The organism is Pseudophaeobacter sp. (genome assembly GCF_039971195.1).
Classification (GTDB): Bacteria; Pseudomonadota; Alphaproteobacteria; order Rhodobacterales; family Rhodobacteraceae; genus Pseudophaeobacter.
Window position 1 is genome coordinate 1 of sequence record NZ_JBDWPJ010000110.1, and the last position, 16280, is coordinate 16280.

13 protein-coding genes are annotated in these 16280 nt (G+C 59.2%); 9 read left to right on the forward strand and 4 right to left on the reverse strand.

Annotation, left to right across the window (positions count from 1 at the left end; translation table 11 throughout):
* Positions 1-679 (forward strand): NAD(P)-dependent oxidoreductase (locus ABJP42_RS09740; RefSeq protein WP_348340116.1); only part of this gene is annotated, 679 nt, incomplete at its 5' end.
* 150 nt (positions 680-829) lie between these two features.
* Here the strand turns inward: ABJP42_RS09740 and ABJP42_RS09745 are convergent.
* The gene (locus tag ABJP42_RS09745; RefSeq protein ID WP_348340117.1) at positions 830-1414 is read right to left on the reverse strand and encodes a thymidine kinase; all 585 of its coding nucleotides are present in this window, start codon (positions 1412-1414) and stop codon (positions 830-832) included.
* 526 nt (positions 1415-1940) lie between these two features.
* Between ABJP42_RS09745 and ABJP42_RS09750 the strand changes: the two genes are divergently transcribed.
* Together ABJP42_RS09750 and arsH are read left to right on the forward strand one after the other, a co-directional pair.
* The gene (locus tag ABJP42_RS09750; RefSeq protein ID WP_348340118.1) at positions 1941-2414 is read left to right on the forward strand and encodes a hypothetical protein; all 474 of its coding nucleotides are present in this window, start codon (positions 1941-1943) and stop codon (positions 2412-2414) included.
* Positions 2415-2419: 5 nt separating this feature from the next.
* Positions 2420-3136 carry an arsenical resistance protein ArsH gene (gene arsH / locus ABJP42_RS09755; RefSeq protein WP_348340119.1) on the forward strand — a complete coding sequence of 239 codons (717 nt, stop codon included), beginning with the start codon at positions 2420-2422 and terminating at the stop codon, positions 3134-3136.
* 330 nt (positions 3137-3466) lie between these two features.
* Here the strand turns inward: arsH and ABJP42_RS09760 are convergent, their stop codons facing one another.
* Positions 3467-4594 carry a beta-ketoacyl-ACP synthase III gene (locus ABJP42_RS09760; RefSeq protein ID WP_348340120.1) on the reverse strand — a complete coding sequence of 376 codons (1128 nt, stop codon included), beginning with the start codon at positions 4592-4594 and terminating at the stop codon, positions 3467-3469.
* 177 nt (positions 4595-4771) lie between these two features.
* On the opposite strand from ABJP42_RS09760, the gene ABJP42_RS09765 reads away from it, so the two are divergent.
* From ABJP42_RS09765 to ABJP42_RS09780, 4 genes are all read left to right on the forward strand, one after another.
* Positions 4772-5254 carry a MarR family winged helix-turn-helix transcriptional regulator gene (locus ABJP42_RS09765; protein WP_348340121.1) on the forward strand — a complete coding sequence of 161 codons (483 nt, stop codon included), beginning with the start codon at positions 4772-4774 and terminating at the stop codon, positions 5252-5254.
* Between the two features lie 33 nt (positions 5255-5287).
* Positions 5288-6328: an efflux RND transporter periplasmic adaptor subunit gene (locus ABJP42_RS09770; protein WP_490363208.1), complete on the forward strand. Its 1041-nt coding sequence runs from the start codon at positions 5288-5290 to the stop codon at positions 6326-6328.
* A gap of 10 nt (positions 6329-6338) precedes the next feature.
* Complete coding sequence (locus ABJP42_RS09775) at positions 6339-9386, forward strand: efflux RND transporter permease subunit (RefSeq protein ID WP_348340123.1); 3048 nt, start codon at positions 6339-6341, stop codon at positions 9384-9386.
* A gap of 174 nt (positions 9387-9560) precedes the next feature.
* Positions 9561-9845, forward strand: coding sequence for a hypothetical protein (locus tag ABJP42_RS09780; RefSeq protein WP_348340124.1), 285 nt, complete (start codon positions 9561-9563; stop codon positions 9843-9845).
* 126 nt (positions 9846-9971) lie between these two features.
* Here the strand turns inward: ABJP42_RS09780 and ABJP42_RS09785 are convergent, their stop codons facing one another.
* Together ABJP42_RS09785 and carB are read right to left on the reverse strand one after the other, a co-directional pair.
* Positions 9972-10625, reverse strand: coding sequence for a hypothetical protein (locus ABJP42_RS09785; RefSeq protein ID WP_348340125.1), 654 nt, complete (start codon positions 10623-10625; stop codon positions 9972-9974).
* Positions 10626-10822: 197 nt separating this feature from the next.
* Positions 10823-14179: a carbamoyl-phosphate synthase large subunit gene (gene carB, locus ABJP42_RS09790; RefSeq protein WP_348340126.1), complete on the reverse strand. Its 3357-nt coding sequence runs from the start codon at positions 14177-14179 to the stop codon at positions 10823-10825.
* Positions 14180-14419: 240 nt separating this feature from the next.
* Between carB and ABJP42_RS09795 the strand changes: the two genes are divergently transcribed.
* Together ABJP42_RS09795 and ABJP42_RS09800 are read left to right on the forward strand one after the other, a co-directional pair.
* Positions 14420-15649 (forward strand): aminodeoxychorismate synthase component I, encoded by a 1230-nt coding sequence (locus tag ABJP42_RS09795; RefSeq protein WP_348340127.1) that lies wholly within the window; start codon positions 14420-14422, stop codon positions 15647-15649.
* Between the two features lie 17 nt (positions 15650-15666).
* Positions 15667-16275, forward strand: a complete 609-nt coding sequence (locus tag ABJP42_RS09800) for an aminotransferase class IV family protein (RefSeq protein WP_348340128.1) — start codon at positions 15667-15669, stop codon at positions 16273-16275.
* Positions 16276-16280 lie beyond the last annotated feature (5 nt).

Here is a 16280-nt window from a genome sequence, read left to right on the forward strand (position 1 = left end):
GGCGGTGAGCAATACGCCGGGGGCTGTGACGGATGCGACGGCGGATATCGCTCTTACGCTGATTCTGATGTCGGCGCGCCGCGCCGCCGAGGGGGAGCGTCTGGTGCGCGCTGGTGATTGGCCGGGCTGGCATCCCACGCAGATGCTGGGGCAGCACGTGAGTGGTAAAAAGCTCGGTGTGATTGGCATGGGGCGCATTGGTGCGGCCATCGCCCGGCGCTGTCATTTTGGCTTTGGCATGCAGATCTTCTACACCGCCCGTAGCGACAAAGATCCGGGCTTTGCTGCCTGCCGTATGGCTGATCTGAGCAGCATGGCGGCTGAGGTGGATTTCCTGGTGGTCGCGGTGCCCGGTGGCGACGAAACCCGGCATTTGGTCAATGCAGAGGTGCTTGCGGCGATGCAGCCCCATGCACATCTGGTCAATATCGCCCGCGGCGAGGTGGTGCAGCAGGACGCACTGATCGCGGCCTTGCAGGGGCGACAGATCGCCGGGGCTGGGCTGGATGTCTATGAGTTCGAACCAGAGGTGCCGCAGGCGCTGCGGGATCTGTCGAATGTGACGCTGCTGCCGCATCTAGGCACCGCAACCGAAGAGGTGCGCAGCGCCATGGGTCATATGGCACTGGACAATGTGGCGGCTTTTATCGCCGGTCAACCGCTGCCAAACGGGCTCTAAACACCGGATTTGCTCTCAGCGCGGCTTTGCCTATCACTTTTCCCAAAATATTCCGGGGGTGAGCGCCAGCGGCGCGGCGGGGGCAGAGCCCCCGGCCTCTCTAGACGGCGACAGGACCGACCACAGAAGGAGGCGTGGCGGATGGCGGCTTCAGCTTTCCTGCGCCATTGCTTCGCGCCAGTGACGGCGGCAGAGAGAGACATAACTCTCATTGCCACCAATCTGCACCTGATCGCCCTTGGTGATGGTGCGGCCTTGCTCATCCTGTCGGATCACCATGGTGGCCTTTTTGCCGCAATGGCAGATGGTGCGAACCTCGCGCATTTCATCGGCCAGCGCCAGTAGGGTTGCTGAGCCGGGAAACAGCTGGCCTTGAAAATCAACTCGCAGCCCGTAGCACAGCACCGGCACGCCCAGGTCATCGACCACAGTGGCGAGCTGCCAGACCTGATCCGGCACCAGGAACTGCGCCTCATCCACAAAAATGGCCGCAACCGGGCCGTGAGATAGTCGGGCATTGATCTTGGCAAAGAGGTTTTCATCTGGCGAAAACGTATCTGCCGCCTCGCTGATGCCAATCCGCGAAGCGATTCTTCCGGCGCCGTCGCGATTGTCGATCTGCGCCGTTAGCAAGTAGGTCTCCATGTTGTTTTCACGGTAGTTGTGCGATGCTTGCAACAGCACTGCCGACTTGCCTGCGTTCATGGTGGAGTAGTTGAAATAGAGCTTTGCCATGGCCTTCCCTTATCCCGCCAAAGCCGGAGTCGGCAAGGGGCGGTTGGGCAATTTGAGGCCGGTAGGAACAAGAAAAACATAGGCTGAAAAAGGCGGTTCCAAAGAAGGCTGGTAGCGCAGGAGGCACAGGAAAAGTAGTCGCGTCAACCTGCCGGAAGCCTTTGTATATAGGGGGTAGTCTGGCTAAAGTGGGAAGATGCGGCGGGGCAGGTTGTGCCCTTCCCGACGCCTTTTGCGCTACTGCGCTGCGAGCAATCCGGCAACCAGGGCCGGCAAACCAGGAAGGGCACTAGGCTAAAAAAGCTTGCCCACAATACAGCACGAGAAAAAACACCCCGTGTCGAAACCCAGCCCACTCACTAAGCCGATTTCGAAACACCATAGAGGTCGAAAATGCGACCTCAGTCACTCGCTAAATCCCTGAAAACCTTAGGGATGGAACAATAATAACAATTCCTTTACAACGGCATTATGGGAAATTATTCCTTAGCTTCCCCTTTGGCGTAGCAAGGCTGGTGAGAGTTTTATGGCAGAGATTGGTACCTATCTGAAAAAGCACACAGAGGCTTTGGTAAAGGACGTTGGGATTGAGGCCGCGTGCCAGATCACAGGCAAGTCTAAGGCAACCCTGGGGCGCTATTATTCCGATAACGCCGAACATACCGACCGGTTCATGCCGGTGGATGCGGTGGCCAAGCTGGAAAAAGAAGCCTCCTATCCGCATGTGACCTCGGCGCTGGCGGATCTGAAGAATATCACCCTGTCCTATGACACCAAAAACTCTGGCGGTGCTGATGGCAGCACCACCCGTAACGGTGGGGTGAATGCCGATGTGATCGCGCTGAGCCAGCGTTTTGCCTTTTTAATGAGCGAATATCAAACCGCCATAGAAGACGGCATTATCACCGTCAACGAGGCCAAGCGCCTGTTGCGGGAAACCGTTTTGTTGCAGCATGTTCTGCTGGATATGAAGCTGCATCTTGAAGAAGAGAGCGCCTGAACGATATGGACCTGAAAGACCTGCCTCAGGTCTCGCCCGCGGCGCTCTGTGAAATTGATGTGGCCGCCTTGGCGCATCCCGATGATCCCCGCCATGCCCCGCGTATCCTGCTGCTCTATGGCAGCCTGCGTGACGTCAGCTATTCGCGCAAAGTGGCGCAAGAGGCCGCGCGCATTCTGCAGGCGCTGGGCTGCGAGACGCGGATCTTTGACCCCTCAGGTCTGCCCTTGCCGGATGATGGTGATGCGGTCGACCATCCAAAGGTGCAGGAGTTGCGCGATTTGGTGGTCTGGTCTGAGGGCATGGTCTGGTCCAGCCCGGAACGCCACGGCGCCATGACCGCGGTGATGAAGCTGCAGATCGACTGGCTGCCCTTGTCGCTGAAAGGCGGGATTCGCACCACCCAGGGCAAGACCCTGGCGGTGATGCAGGTCTCGGGTGGCTCCCAAAGCTTTAATGCGGTCAATCAGATGCGCATTCTGGGGCGTTGGATGCGGATGGTGACCATCCCCAATCAAAGCTCGATTCCCAAAGCCTGGCTGGAGTTTGAAGACGGCGAGCGGCTGCCGGATGGTCCACTGTATCGCCGGGTGTTTGACGTCATGGAAGAATTGGTGAAATTCACCTGGCTCACCCGCGGGCGCAAAGACTATCTGGTGGATCGCTATTCTGAACGGGTTGAGAGCGTCGAAGCGGTGCATGATCGGGTGTCAAAAAAATAGGCCAGCCTGTTTGCGCTGCCTCCTTTTCATAGGAACGGCCCCTACTTAGCGGCTGTCGCAATAGAGAAGAGGCAAGGTGCTCACCAAAGCAGCAACTTTGTACCCGCGCCCGCTTTTGCCTTTTTGTCAGCACCATCCCGACGCGCCAGCACAATATCCCGTATCCACGCCTGCGGCGCGGAGCCTCGGGCATTCTGCTGGCCCTCTGGTCTTGGCCGCTGCCAGGCAAGGGCCAAGCGGGGTCGGCTCCAAAGCAGCAGCCAGAGGTTTAAGGAGCGGCTTTGCTTTGGGCCTAAGTTTGGATTTTGGGGCCTAAGTTTGGATCTTGGTCTAGCCGCGGTGGCGCCGCAGGATCACCGAGCCGACGGAATAGCCAGCCCCAAAGGAGCAGATCAGCCCCAAATCGCCTTCGCCCATGTCGTCGGAGTATTTGGAGAAGGCGATGATGGAGCCAGCCGATGAGGTATTGGCATAGTCCTGCAGGATATTTGGCTGCTCGCCTGCTTCGGGGGTGCGACCCAGAGCCTTCTTGCCGATGAAATCATTCATCGATTTATTGGCCTGATGCAGCCAAAGCCGTTTCAGGTCATTGCTCTGGATCCCTTCATCCGCCATGTGGCCTGCAATATGCTGGCTGACCATGGGCAGGACTTCCTTGAACACCTTGCGGCCGTTTTGCATGAATTGCATGTCGCGGCGGTCCTCAACCCCATCCGGGCGCGAGCGACGCAGGAACCCGTTGTTGTTGCGGATGTTGTTGGAGAACTCCGTGGCGCAGCGGGTTGAGATCACCTCAAAATGGTCGCCCTTGGCCTCTTCGATGCGCTCCAGCAGGGTGGCTGTTGCCACATCGCCAAAGATGAAGTGACAATCGCGGTCACGCCATTCCAAATGGCCTGAGCAGATCTCGGGGTTGACCACCAGGGCCGAACGGATGCTGCCAGAGCGGATCATATCGGCAGCGGTCTGAATGCCAAAAGTGGCGGAGGAGCAGGCGACATTCATGTCAAAGGCAAAGCCCTTGATGCCCAGAAGTTGCTGAATTTCGATGGCCACCGCCGGGTAGGCGCGTTCCAGATTGGAGGCGGCACAAATCACCAAATCGATGTCGGCGGCGGTTTTGCCGGCCTGGGCCAGGGCTTTGTTTGCCGCGTCCAGAGCCATTTCCGCCATGATCCCGGGCTCTGCGTCAGTGCGTTGGCGCAGCTGCGGATACATGACTTCCGGGTCCAGAACCCCCGCTTTGTCCATCACATAGCGTTGCTTGATCCCGGAGGCCTTAAAGATGAAATCTTCTGAGGAATGTGGCAGGGGCTCAAAAGTGCCCGCGGCAATGGCCTCGGCGTTTTTGGCATTGGTTTGGTCGGCATAGGCGTTAAAGGCCTCGACCAATTCAGCATTGGTGATGGTCTGCGTTGGGGTGAAGACCCCGGTGCCGGTGATTGCGGCTGTATACATGGGTTCGGAACCTATGGGGAATGAAACCCTGTATTTGTGACGCTTTTGTTGCCCAAAGGTCAAGGTTTACGACGGGTCTGCCCAAGGGAAATCAGCAGGAGAAGTGTGAACTTCATCACATGAAAGGTTCACTGGCTGAAGTATATCGAAGGAATCACAAGGAAAACCACAGGTTCGATGCCAAAATCCGCAGCCAGATCCGCGCCCCATGAGGGCAGCACGCCCGAACTGCAGGCCCTGCTTGGCGTTTTAGCGCTGTATTGGCGGATGGAAGAGGCCTTTGGGCAGCAGGATTTTACTGGCGGACTGGGCAAGGCAGAATGCTATCTGTTGATGCAGTTGGATTGCCCCCGCCGCATGGGAGAACTGGCAAAGATGCTGTTGATGGTGCCGTCGAGTGTGACCTCGGCTGCTGACCGGCTGGAGCAGGAAGGCCTGGCCCTGCGCGAGCGGGATGTGGACGACCGGCGCGCCTTTCAACTCAAGCTGACCTCAAAAGGGCGCAGCCTGCGAGATACGCTCGAAATGCGGGCAGGACGTGCATTTCGTGACATTTGCGGCTTGAATGAAGATGAAATTCAGCAATTCGCCCTATTGTCCGGAAAAATACAGGAAAAGATTCTTGGGTCTGCAGCGCAGCGGCCTGACAAGGAGAGCTAAAAGATGACCCTATTGCAAAAGATTACCGCAGCGATGCTGCCGGTTCTGACGGCCCCCGCCCTTGTCGTGGCGGTAACGCTTGCTGCGCCTGTTCAGGCCCAGGAGGTGCTGAAGCCGGTGAAGCTGCTGACGACCCAGTCGGGCACCCGCCTGCTCGAGCGTCAGTTTTTTGGTCAGGTGGCGGCAAAACAGACGGTTGATCTGGCCTTTCAGGTGCCTGGTCAGGTGATGCGGTTCCCGGTGGTCGAGGGTTTTATCGTGCCGCAAGGCCAGTTGATTGCGCAACTGGACCTTGAGCCCTTTGAGCTGAAGCTGGAACAGGCGCGACTGCAAAAAGAGCAGGCCGACAGAACTGTAAACCGGCTGGAGCGGCTCAAGGGCACTGTGAGCACTGTATCCATCGAGGATGCGGCAACCCAGGCCGGTCTGGCGCGGGTGGCGCTGCGCAATGCGGAATATGAGCTGCGCCATGCAACCTTGAATTCCCCCTTCGAGGCGCTTGTCTCCACCCGTGAGGTGGAAAATTTCACCACCGTTGGCGCTGGCGCCCCGATTGTTCGCCTGCATGATATGTCGGTGCTGCACATCGAAGTGGATGTGCCCGAGGTGCTGTTTCAGCGCGCCGACCGGGGTGACAATGTCTCCACTACGGCGACCTTCCCGGGGAGCGCTGAGAGCTTTCCGCTGGAAATTCTGGAGTTCAAAGCCGAGGCCAGCAATATCGGCCAGACCTTCCGGGTCACGTTCAGCATGGAGCCCCCAGAGGGTCGCCAGATCCTGCCCGGTGCTTCAGCCTCGGTGCGGATCAAGGTTGATACCGGCGAGCGCGCCATTCTGGTGCCCTCGACCGCCATTGTGACCTCGCCTGAGGGCGCGGCTGGCGTCATGGTGTTCTCGCCCAAGGGCGGCGAGACCGGAACCGTGCGCTGGGTCGCAGTAGAGGTGCAGGCCACGCAGCACGGGGATTTTGCCATCTCTGCCGGGCTTGAGGGCGGCGAAGAGGTTGTCTCTACCGGTGGCAATGCGCTGATCGACGGGCAAGACGTCCGTCGGTTCACCGGCTTTACGAACTGAGGCTCAGAGCATGGATATTGCACGCGCCTCGATCAATAAGCCCTTATATACTTGGATCATCATGCTGGCGGCCCTGTTGGGAGGTATCTGGGGGTTCTTGAACCTCGGACGTCTGGAGGATCCGGCCTTTACCATCAAACAGGCGGTCATCGTGACTGTCTATCCCGGTGCCAGCGCCGAGCAGGTTGCCCGCGAGGTCACCGAACCGCTGGAATCTGCCATCCAGAAAATGGGTGAGGTTAAAACCATCACCTCGATCAACCGGCCTGGCAACTCGCTTATCGAAGTGGAAATGCACGACATCTATGACGGCACCGAGCTGCCTGCGATCTGGACCGACCTGCGGGCCAAGATCCGCGATGCCGCGCGGGGGCTGCCAGACGGTGTATCGCAGCCCTTTGTCAACGACAGCTTTGGCGATGTGTTCGGGCTCTATTATGCGGTCACCACCGAGGGCTATACCGACGCGGAAAAGCATGAGCTGGCCACCTTCCTGCGGCGCGAGCTGCTGGCGGTGGATGGCGTCGCCGATGTAGAAATTGCCGGCCTGCCGGACGAGGCGGTTTTTGTCGAACCTGACATGGCGATTTCGGTCAATCAGAACATCTCGATTGCGGCGATTGCCAATTCCCTGGCCACCTCCAATACCGTCCGGTCCGGCGGTTTCTTGGAAGGCCCGTCTTCTGAGACCCGTATCAGTGCGCCGGAAGGCTCTGATACTGTGTCGGAAATTGCAGGCTTGTCGATTGGCGCCCAGGGCGAGGTGGTCAATGTGATCGATATGGCCCAGGTCTATCGGGGCCGGATGAGCAACCCGGAACTGATGATCCGCTTCAATGGGGTTGAGGCCTTTACCCTCGGTATTGCCGGCCTTGGGTCGGAAAACATCGTCGAAGTCGGCGCCAAGGTCGATGAGCGTCTGGCCGAGCTGGACAGGCAGATCCCCTTTGGGGTGGAGCTTTTGCCGATCTATCAGCAGCATCTGGTGGTGGATAAGGCTTCCAATGATTTCCTGGTCAACCTGGCGACCTCCGTGGCCATTGTGGTTGCGGTGCTGGCGCTGTTCATGGGCTGGCGGGCGGCTTTGGTTGTTGGCACCACCCTGTTGCTGACGGTTGTTGGCACCCTGTTGTTCATGAACCTGTTCTCCATCGAGATGGAGCGGATTTCGCTTGGGGCGCTGATCATTGCCATGGGGATGCTGGTGGACAACGCCATTGTGGTCGCCGAAGGCATGCAGATCTCGATGCAGCGGGGGCGCAACTCCCGCGAGGCGGCACATGATGCGGCCTCCAAAACCCAGATCCCGCTGTTGGGGGCGACGGTGATTGGCATCATGGCCTTTGCCGGTATTGGTCTCAGCCCGGATTCCGCCGGGGAATTCCTGTTCTCGCTCTTTGCGGTGATCGCGATTTCGCTGCTGCTCAGCTGGGTGCTGGCGCTGACGGCAACGCCGCTGTTGGGGCATTACTTCTTCAAACAGGGGGAGGAGGGCGCGGCAGATGCCTATGGCGGTTTGCTGTTTCGCGCCTATGGCAGCTTGCTTCGGTTCTCTCTCAAGCTGCGCTGGCTGGTGGTTGCAGGGCTCATTGGCCTCACGGTGGCCTGTTTTGCTGCCTTTGGCACCGTGAAGCAGCAGTTCTTCCCGGACGCCAATACGCCGCTGTTCTTTGTGCACTACAAATTGCCACAGGGCACCACCATCGAAACCACCTCGGCGCATCTGGCAGAGGTGGAAGGCTGGCTGTCCAAACGTGACGATGTGGTGGATTTCACCACCTTTGTGGGGCAGGGCGCGACCCGTTTCATGCTGACCTATGACAGCCAGAAGCCCAACCCCAGCTATGGCCATCTGATCATTCGCACCGCCGACCTTGCAGCTATCCCGCCGCTCCAGGCCGAGCTGGAGGCCTTTGGTCAGGCGCGCTTCCCCGAGGGAGAATTCCGCACCAAACGCCTGGTCTTTGGTCCTGGCGGCGGCGATCCTATTCAGGCGCGTTTCTCGGGTCCGGATCCGCTGGTGCTGCGACAACTGGGCGAAGAAGCTATGCGCCGACTGGAAGCAGCCTCACCCAATATCCTCAACACCCGGCAGGACTGGCGCGAGCGTGAGCTGGTGCTGACGCCAAGCTATGCCACCGAACGGGCGCAGACGGCGGGCATTGCCCGCGAGGATATTGCCGATACGCTTAAATTCTCCACCGATGGGCTGCAGGCCGGGGTGTTCCGCGAGCAGGATCGTCTGATCCCCATCGTCATTCGCCGTCCGCAGGATGGCTCCTATAACATCATGGATCAGGTGGTCTACTCCAACACGGCGCAGAAGTTCCTGCCGATGGAGCAGATGATCGATGGGGTGGATGTCACCCTCGAAGACACTCTGCTGCATCGTCGCGACCGGGTGCCGACACTCACAGTGGGCGCGGATATTCCGGTGGACCTCACGGCGGCCACGGTCTTTGCCGAGATCCAATCCACGATCGAGGAGATGGAGCTGCCCGCAGGCTACACAATGGAATGGGGGGGCGATCATGAAAGCTCGGGCGACGCCAATGAATCCCTGGGCAAACAACTGCCGGTGACGGCGCTGATCATGGTGATGATCTCGGTCTTCCTGTTCAACGCCATCCGCCAGCCGATCATCATCTGGCTCTTGGTACCAATGTCGGTCAACGGCGTGGCCATGGGGCTGCTAGGCTCTGGTTTGCCCTTCACCTTTACCGCGCTGTTGGGCCTGCTGAGCCTCTCGGGCATGTTGATCAAAAACGGCATCGTTCTGGTCGAAGAGATCGACCTAGTGCGCGAGACTGGCAAGCCGCTGCGCGAGGCCATTGTGGAGGCATCTGTCTCGCGTCTACGACCCGTTATGTTGGCGGCGGTGACCACCATTCTTGGTATGATCCCGCTGTTGTGGGATGCCTTCTTTGTCTCCATGGCGGTGACCATCATGGGCGGCCTGGCCTTTGCCACCGTGCTGACCCTGGTGGCGGCACCGGTGTTCTACCTGATCTTCTTTGCCCGCGATGAAAAGCGGGAGAAGGCAGCGGCCCTGGCCTGAGCCTCCGACCTACCTACCTCACTTGCAAAAGGCCCTGGCGATGACCGGGGCCTTTTGTCTGTCTGGGTCACGTCGTCCTGTACCGCAGTGTATTCTCGCGGGGCTTGTCAGCGCCGTGTTGGTTTGCTCTGCTGTAGCAAAAGGCAATGAGAGGAACCCGCTGTGAACATTGGAATGAAACTGACGAGCGGCCTGATGGCCGGCGCTGCTGTCCTGGGTCTGACCTTTTTTGAGGGGGAGGCCGCAGATGCCCGTGAGCATGATGTTGCCGTCAATCAGGCGCGGGACATGCTGATTTACCTTTCGCGGGAAGTGGAGCGCCAGGGAAAAGAGATCGAAGAGCTGCGTCGCCTTGTCGGCCAGCGTCGCGCCGCACCTGCTGACCTGCAGACCTTGGAGGCGCGAGTCGTCCGGCTGGAAGGCAGGCTCTTTGCGGTGGACCCTGAAAACGGCAAGTAGCCCCCAAGCAAAGCCGATCTGGTTTGGGGCTCTCTGGGGAGGAGGCCTGAGTTTCGCGCGAAAATTTTGACCGAGCGCGCTGCTACAGCGTGTTTTAATGCGCTCACGGGGCTTTTACAGAAGCCCTTAGGGCAGAGCTTTCATCGCCCGCGTGAGCAGTTTTTGGCATCTGGCGGACAAATGCCCGGATACACTGTCTCGCTCTAATCCGCGGCGATGCAGGAACAAAGCCAAGGCATAGGCGCGTGAGTCCTGGCTCATGTAGCCGGTCCATCCCGCATCATCGGCGCCTTGCAACTGAAACACTCCAAACCCGGCGACTATGCAGCCCAGATCTGTGGCCAGTTCATGGGCCCCAGCGCCACCAGGAACATCGTCTTCCAAGCCCGATAGCCTGGCATGCATGACTTCATGGGCCAGAATATTGATGAATTGCAGCGGGCTTTTCAGCAGCTCGGGATCATAGCGGATCACAGCTGTTTCGCCGTCGTTCTGATAGGTACCAGCAACTGCAGAGGTGGAGTTGTAATCGAGGCGATACTCAGCTGACAGCACATCCAAAGGGACCAGGTCTATAGGGTCATCAAAATGGAGAAGCCGGGTCACATCCTTGAGAACCTGCTGGGCGGTTTCCTCACTTTCACCGCCGCCTGCTTTGAAAAACCCCTTGGTTGGCAGGATCGGAGTCTCGGGTGGCTCAAACCTGTCATCAAACCAGTCAAAGCACTCCTCAATCCAGTCTTTCATATCCAGCGAAACCTGGGGACGGGACCAAAACATTCAGGGAAATCCTCGCTGTATTCTCTGACTGGCAGTTATCAATGCGCAACCCATAAGGTCAAGGTTTGGTGTGAAGTGGGGTCAGGAAAGGCGAAAGAGCCGTTACTGATCGCTGTAAATTCGCCAATGAAAAAGGCCCCAGGATATGTCCCGGGGCCGGTAAACTGGTGATGGATCACCTTCTCTGGAGGGGAGGGTTACCCCTGCAGGCTTTTTACTTCCACGTCGCCTTCGGCCTGTGCCTTGATCGCCAGCGCGGCAGCATTGGAGGCCGCAGCGGTGGTGAAATAGGGGATCTTGTCATACAGCGCCACCGAGCGCATTTCCTTGCTGTCTTCCACAGCCTGGGCGCCCTCGGTGGTGTTCATCAGGAGCTGCACATGGCCGTCTTTCAGCAGGTCGACGACATGCGGGCGACCTTCATAGACCTTGTTGACCAGCTCGCAGGCAACGCCGTGACCTTCGAGCCATTTATGGGTGCCGCTGGTGGCCACCAGGGTAAAGCCCTGTTCGGCCAGGACCTTGGCCGCTTCCAGCATTGGCGCGCCCTTGTCGGCATCCTTGATTGACATGAAGGCACGGCCTTCCGAGGGCAGCACCATGCCCGCGCCCATCTGCGCCTTGAGGAAGGCACGGGGGAAATCACGGTCCCAGCCCATGACCTCACCGGTGGAGCGCATCTCTGGCCCCAGGATGGTGTCAACGCCGGGGAAACGGGCGAAGGGCAGCACGGCTTCTTTGACAGAAAACCAGGGCATGTCGGGATCGGCCAGGGTCATCGGGTCGGCCATGGGCGTGTCGACGTCATAGCCGGCATCGGGCTTATAGGCGCCGCGATGGGGGAAGGCCGCGAGCTTTTCACCCGCCATGACCCGTGCGGCAATGGAGGCAATAGCACTGTCAGTGGCCTTGGCGACAAAGGGCACGGTGCGGCTGGCGCGGGGGTTCACCTCGATGAGGAAGATCTCATCGTCTTTGATGGCGAACTGGATATTCATCAGGCCGACCACGTTCAGCGCCTTGGCCAGGGCAAAGGTCTGGGTCTTGATCTCTTCCAGCACATCCTTGGAGAGCGAGTAGGGGGGCAGCGAGCAGGCGCTATCGCCCGAGTGCACACCGGCCTCTTCAATGTGCTGCATGATGCCAGCCACATGCACATCGGTGCCGTCGCAGATCGCATCCACGTCCAGCTCCACAGCACCCGACAGGTAGCTGTCCAGCAACACGGGGCTGTCGCCCGAAACCACCACGGCCTCGGCGATGTAGCGGCGCAGCTGATCCATATCACGGACGATTTCCATCGCCCGGCCACCCAGAACATAGGAGGGGCGGATCACCAGCGGGAAGCCGATTTCTTCTGCAATTTCCAATGCTTGTGCGTCGGTGGAGGCAATGCCGTTATGGGGCTGCTTGAGCTTGAGGTTATTGACCAGCTCTTGGAAGCGCTCGCGGTCTTCGGCCAGATCAATAGCATCGGGCGAAGTGCCGAGGATTGGAATGCCTTCCTCTTCCAGTGCATTGGCCAGTTTCAGCGGGGTCTGGCCACCAAACTGAACGATAACCCCGTGCAGGGTGCCGTTTTCCTGCTCGACCCGCAGGATTTCCATCACGTGTTCAAAGGTCAGCGGTTCAAAATACAGACGATCCGAGGTGTCATAATCGGTCGACACGGTCTCTGGGTTGCAGTTGACCATGATGGTCTCATAGCCCGCATCCGTCAGCGCATAGCAGGCGTGGCAGCAGCAGTAGTCAAACTCAATGCCCTGGCCGATGCGATTTGGACCGCCGCCCAGGATAACCACCTTTTTGCGATCCGAAGGCCGCGCCTCGCATTCCACTTCGCCCATCATCGGGGCCTCATAGGTGGAATACATATAGGGGGTCTGGGCCTCAAATTCAGCGGCGCAGGTGTCGATGCGTTTGAACACGGCGGTGACGCCCTGTGCCACCCGCGCATCGCGCACGGATTTTTCCGAGGCTGCGGTCAGATTGGCCAGACGCGCATCGGTAAAGCCAAGCATCTTGAGGTGGCGTAGCGCCTTCTCATCGCTTGGCAGGCCATTGGCGCGCACTCCGGCCTCAGCGTCGATGATTTCGCGGATCCGATCGAGGAACCAGGGGTCAAATTTGGTGACACCAAAGATCTCATCATTGCTGAGCCCATGGCGCATCGCCTGAGCGATGGTGCGCAGCCGGTCCGGGGTCTGCTTGCTGATCGCTTTGATCACCGCAGCTTTGTCTTCGGCAATCTCCCAGGTTCCAATGGTCAGGCCGGGGATTTCGATCTCGTCAAACCCGGTGAGGCCGCTTTCCATCGAGGCCAGCGCCTTTTGCATCGATTCATGGATGGTGCGGCCGATCGACATGGCCTCGCCCACGGATTTCATCGCCGTGGTCAGATAGGGCTCAGAACCAGGGAATTTCTCGAAGGCGAATTTTGGGATCTTGGTGACAACATAGTCGATCGAAGGCTCAAACGAGGCCGGCGTCACCTTGGTGATATCGTTGTCCAGCTCGTCCAGCGTATAGCCAATCGCCAGTTTGGCGGCGATCTTGGCAATCGGGAAGCCGGTCGCCTTAGAGGCCAGTGCCGAAGAGCGCGATACCCGTGGGTTCATTTCGATGACAACCATACGGCCATCCACCGGGTTCACCGCCCATTGCACGTTGGAGCCACCGGTCTCGACACCGATCTCGCGCAGCACGTTGATCGAATGGGTCCGCATGATCTGGTATTCTTTGTCGGTCAGCGTCAGCGCTGGGGCCACAGTGATGGAATCACCTGTATGCACACCCATGGGGTCGATATTCTCGATGGCGCAGACGATGATGGCGTTATCCGCTTTGTCGCGAACCACTTCCATCTCGAACTCTTTCCAACCCAGCAGGCTCTCATCCACCAGGATCTGGTTTACTGGCGAGGCATCCATGCCAGTGCGGCAGAAGTGTTCGTAGTCTTCACGGTTATAGGCAACACCACCGCCGGTGCCACCCATGGTAAAGGCCGGGCGGATGATCGCGGGCAGCCCGATGTCTTCCAACGATTCCAGCGCGATACGCACGCCTTCGTTGAGGTCGGCCTTACCGTCTTCCAGCTTGGGCGCGGTGACGATGGTGGCACGCGGGTTTTCGATGCCCAGGCGGTCCATGGCGTCGCGGAACAGTTTGCGGTCCTCGGCCATCTCGATGGCATCACGGGTGGCGCCAATCATCTCGACGCCGAACTCTTCCAGCACACCCATCTCTTCAAGTGCGAGCGAGGTGTTGAGGCCAGTCTGGCCGCCCATGGTAGGCAAGAGTGCGTCGGGGCGCTCTTTCTCGATGATCTTGGCGACCACCTCGGGGGTGATCGGCTCGATATAGGTGGCATCGGCCAGACCGGGGTCGGTCATGATGGTGGCAGGGTTCGAGTTCACCAGAATGACCCGGTAGCCCTCTTCCTTGAGCGCCTTACAGGCCTGGGCACCAGAGTAGTCGAATTCGCAGGCCTGCCCGATGATGATGGGCCCCGCACCGATGATCATGATCGACTGGATGTCGGTTCTTTTGGGCATGGGTGTGCTTCCTTCGTGTCTGTGCGAGCGGCGAGGCCAGGCGGTTTGGCAGGTCGGTCTGTGTCTATTGGCGAGTCGGGCACCCCCAAGTGCCCAAATTGTCCTGCGTTATAGGGGTAGCGCAAAAAGGTGCAAGAGGGATCGGCAACACGCTTCGAATTGCCGCTTTTATGGTTTTTGTTCGCATAGCGTACAGATATAAGCGGCAGCAAGAGAAATGGTGGAAATTTGAGGTGCCGGGTGCAGATCCAATTTGATCAGGGACCAGATCAGGGCAGCCAGGGCGGTGGCCGGGGGGGCGGGCTGCGGTTTTGTGATCCGCTACAGCTGATCCGGGCTGATTCTGCCGACGAGGTGCCAGAGGCCTTTGCGGCTCTGGATGCGGCGAAGGCCGCGGGGCACTGGCTCGCAGGCTACGCCAGTTATGAGCTTGGCTACGCGCTGGAACCCAGCCTTGCGGCCCGGCTGCCGGTCGGGCGCCGGCTGCCTTTGTTGTGTTTTGGGGTCTTTGAGTACCCTCAGCGACACTGCGCAACTGTTTCGCGCGCGAAACATGGAGGCGGCTCTGGTAGGGCCGCTGGTTTGGGCCCTTTGCGCCCGCGCTGGGGTTTTGAACGCTATTGCACAGCCTTTGCCGCAGTGAACCAAGCAATCGCAGCCGGGGATATCTATCAGGCCAATCTGACCTTTCCGATTGATGTCACATACCAAGGCCGATCCGAGGATCTTTATGCCGCCCTGGCCGCCCGTCAGCAGGTCGGCCATGGAGCAATGGTTCTGCAGGAAGGCCTGCCAGACATTTTGTGCCGCTCACCGGAGTTGTTTTTCCGCACGGATGCCCGGGGGCGGATTGAAACCCGCCCGATGAAGGGCACCGCCCCGCGCCACCCGGATCCTGTTGCTGACGCGCGCCTGCGCGCGCACCTGCAGCAGGATGAAAAGAACCGGGCTGAGAACCTGATGATCGTCGACCTCTTGCGCAATGACATCTCGCGGATCGCAGAATTTGGCTCAGTCAAAGTGCCGGACCTCTTTGCAGTGGAAAGCTACGCCACGGTGCATCAGATGGTCTCTACCGTGCAGGCTCAGCTGCGGCCCGATGTGGGGCTGGCAGATATCCTGCAGGCGCTGTTTCCCTGCGGGTCAATCACAGGCGCGCCAAAGATCCGCGCCATGGAGATCTTGTCGGAATTGGAGTCTTGGGCGCGCGACATCTATTGTGGCTGCATTGGCTGGATGGCCCCGGATGGGGCCTCTGAATTCAACGTGGCCATTCGCACCTTGATGGTAGAAGAGGGCTGCGCCACTTTGAACGTCGGCGGCGGCGTGGTCTGGGACAGCACCGCGCAGTCGGAGTATGAGGAAGCCCTATGGAAAGCCCGTTTCGCCCAGCTGACGTCAACCCTGACGCCCTCAGATCAGGCCGAGTTAAACCAGATACAATCAAGGACGATGCCAATTTCCGCCTGATCGAAACCTTTGCCTATGTGCCAGGTCAAAAGATCGCGCGGATTGATCTGCATCTCGACCGATTGGCCTCCTCGGCGGCGCAGTTTGACATTGTTTTTGACCCGGATGCTGTTCTGCAGGCCATTGATGCTCTCTGGGGGCAGGGGTCCTTGCGTTGCCGTCTCACCCTGGCGCCAGATGGCCGGGTAGAGCTCACTTCCGGGGTGATGCCCGAACCGGCAAAGGCCTGGCGCTTTGCCGTCTCTGCGGCACGGCTCAGGTCAGATGATCCCTTCTTGCGCCATAAAACCACGCGCCGGGCGCTTTATGATCAGGCCCGCACCGGGCTGCCGACAGGGATCGACGAGGTGCTGTTTCGCAATGAACGCGGTGAGCTTTGCGAGGGCAGCATTACCAATCTGGTGCTGACCATGCCGGATGGTACACGGCTGACCCCCGCTCTGACTTCGGGCTGTTTGCCGGGGGTCTATCGCCAAAGCCTGCTGAACACGGGCCAAGTGCGCGAGGTTGTTCTGACACTGGAAGACCTGGCAGGAGCGCGCAGTATCGCCCTCGTCAATTCCCTGCGCGGCGAAACACCGGCAATTTGGTCCGCCAACTGCGCTGAATTTGCCAGCTTTGCTTGACAACA

Bases quoted from the DNA above. Each gene is read 5' to 3' on its own strand.
- ABJP42_RS09745 (WP_348340117.1), bottom strand. From the start codon at position 1,414: ATGGCAAAGCTCTATTTCAACTACTCCACCATGAACGCAGGCAAGTCG.
- ABJP42_RS09750 (WP_348340118.1), top strand. From the start codon at position 1,941: ATGGCAGAGATTGGTACCTATCTGAAAAAGCACACAGAGGCTTTGGTA.
- arsH (WP_348340119.1), top strand. From the start codon at position 2,420: ATGGACCTGAAAGACCTGCCTCAGGTCTCGCCCGCGGCGCTCTGTGAA.
- ABJP42_RS09760 (WP_348340120.1), bottom strand. From the start codon at position 4,594: ATGTATACAGCCGCAATCACCGGCACCGGGGTCTTCACCCCAACGCAG.
- ABJP42_RS09765 (WP_348340121.1), top strand. From the start codon at position 4,772: ATGCCAAAATCCGCAGCCAGATCCGCGCCCCATGAGGGCAGCACGCCC.
- ABJP42_RS09770 (WP_490363208.1), top strand. From the start codon at position 5,288: ATGCTGCCGGTTCTGACGGCCCCCGCCCTTGTCGTGGCGGTAACGCTT.
- ABJP42_RS09775 (WP_348340123.1), top strand. From the start codon at position 6,339: ATGGATATTGCACGCGCCTCGATCAATAAGCCCTTATATACTTGGATC.
- ABJP42_RS09780 (WP_348340124.1), top strand. From the start codon at position 9,561: ATGAAACTGACGAGCGGCCTGATGGCCGGCGCTGCTGTCCTGGGTCTG.
- ABJP42_RS09785 (WP_348340125.1), bottom strand. From the start codon at position 10,625: ATGTTTTGGTCCCGTCCCCAGGTTTCGCTGGATATGAAAGACTGGATT.
- carB (WP_348340126.1), bottom strand. From the start codon at position 14,179: ATGCCCAAAAGAACCGACATCCAGTCGATCATGATCATCGGTGCGGGG.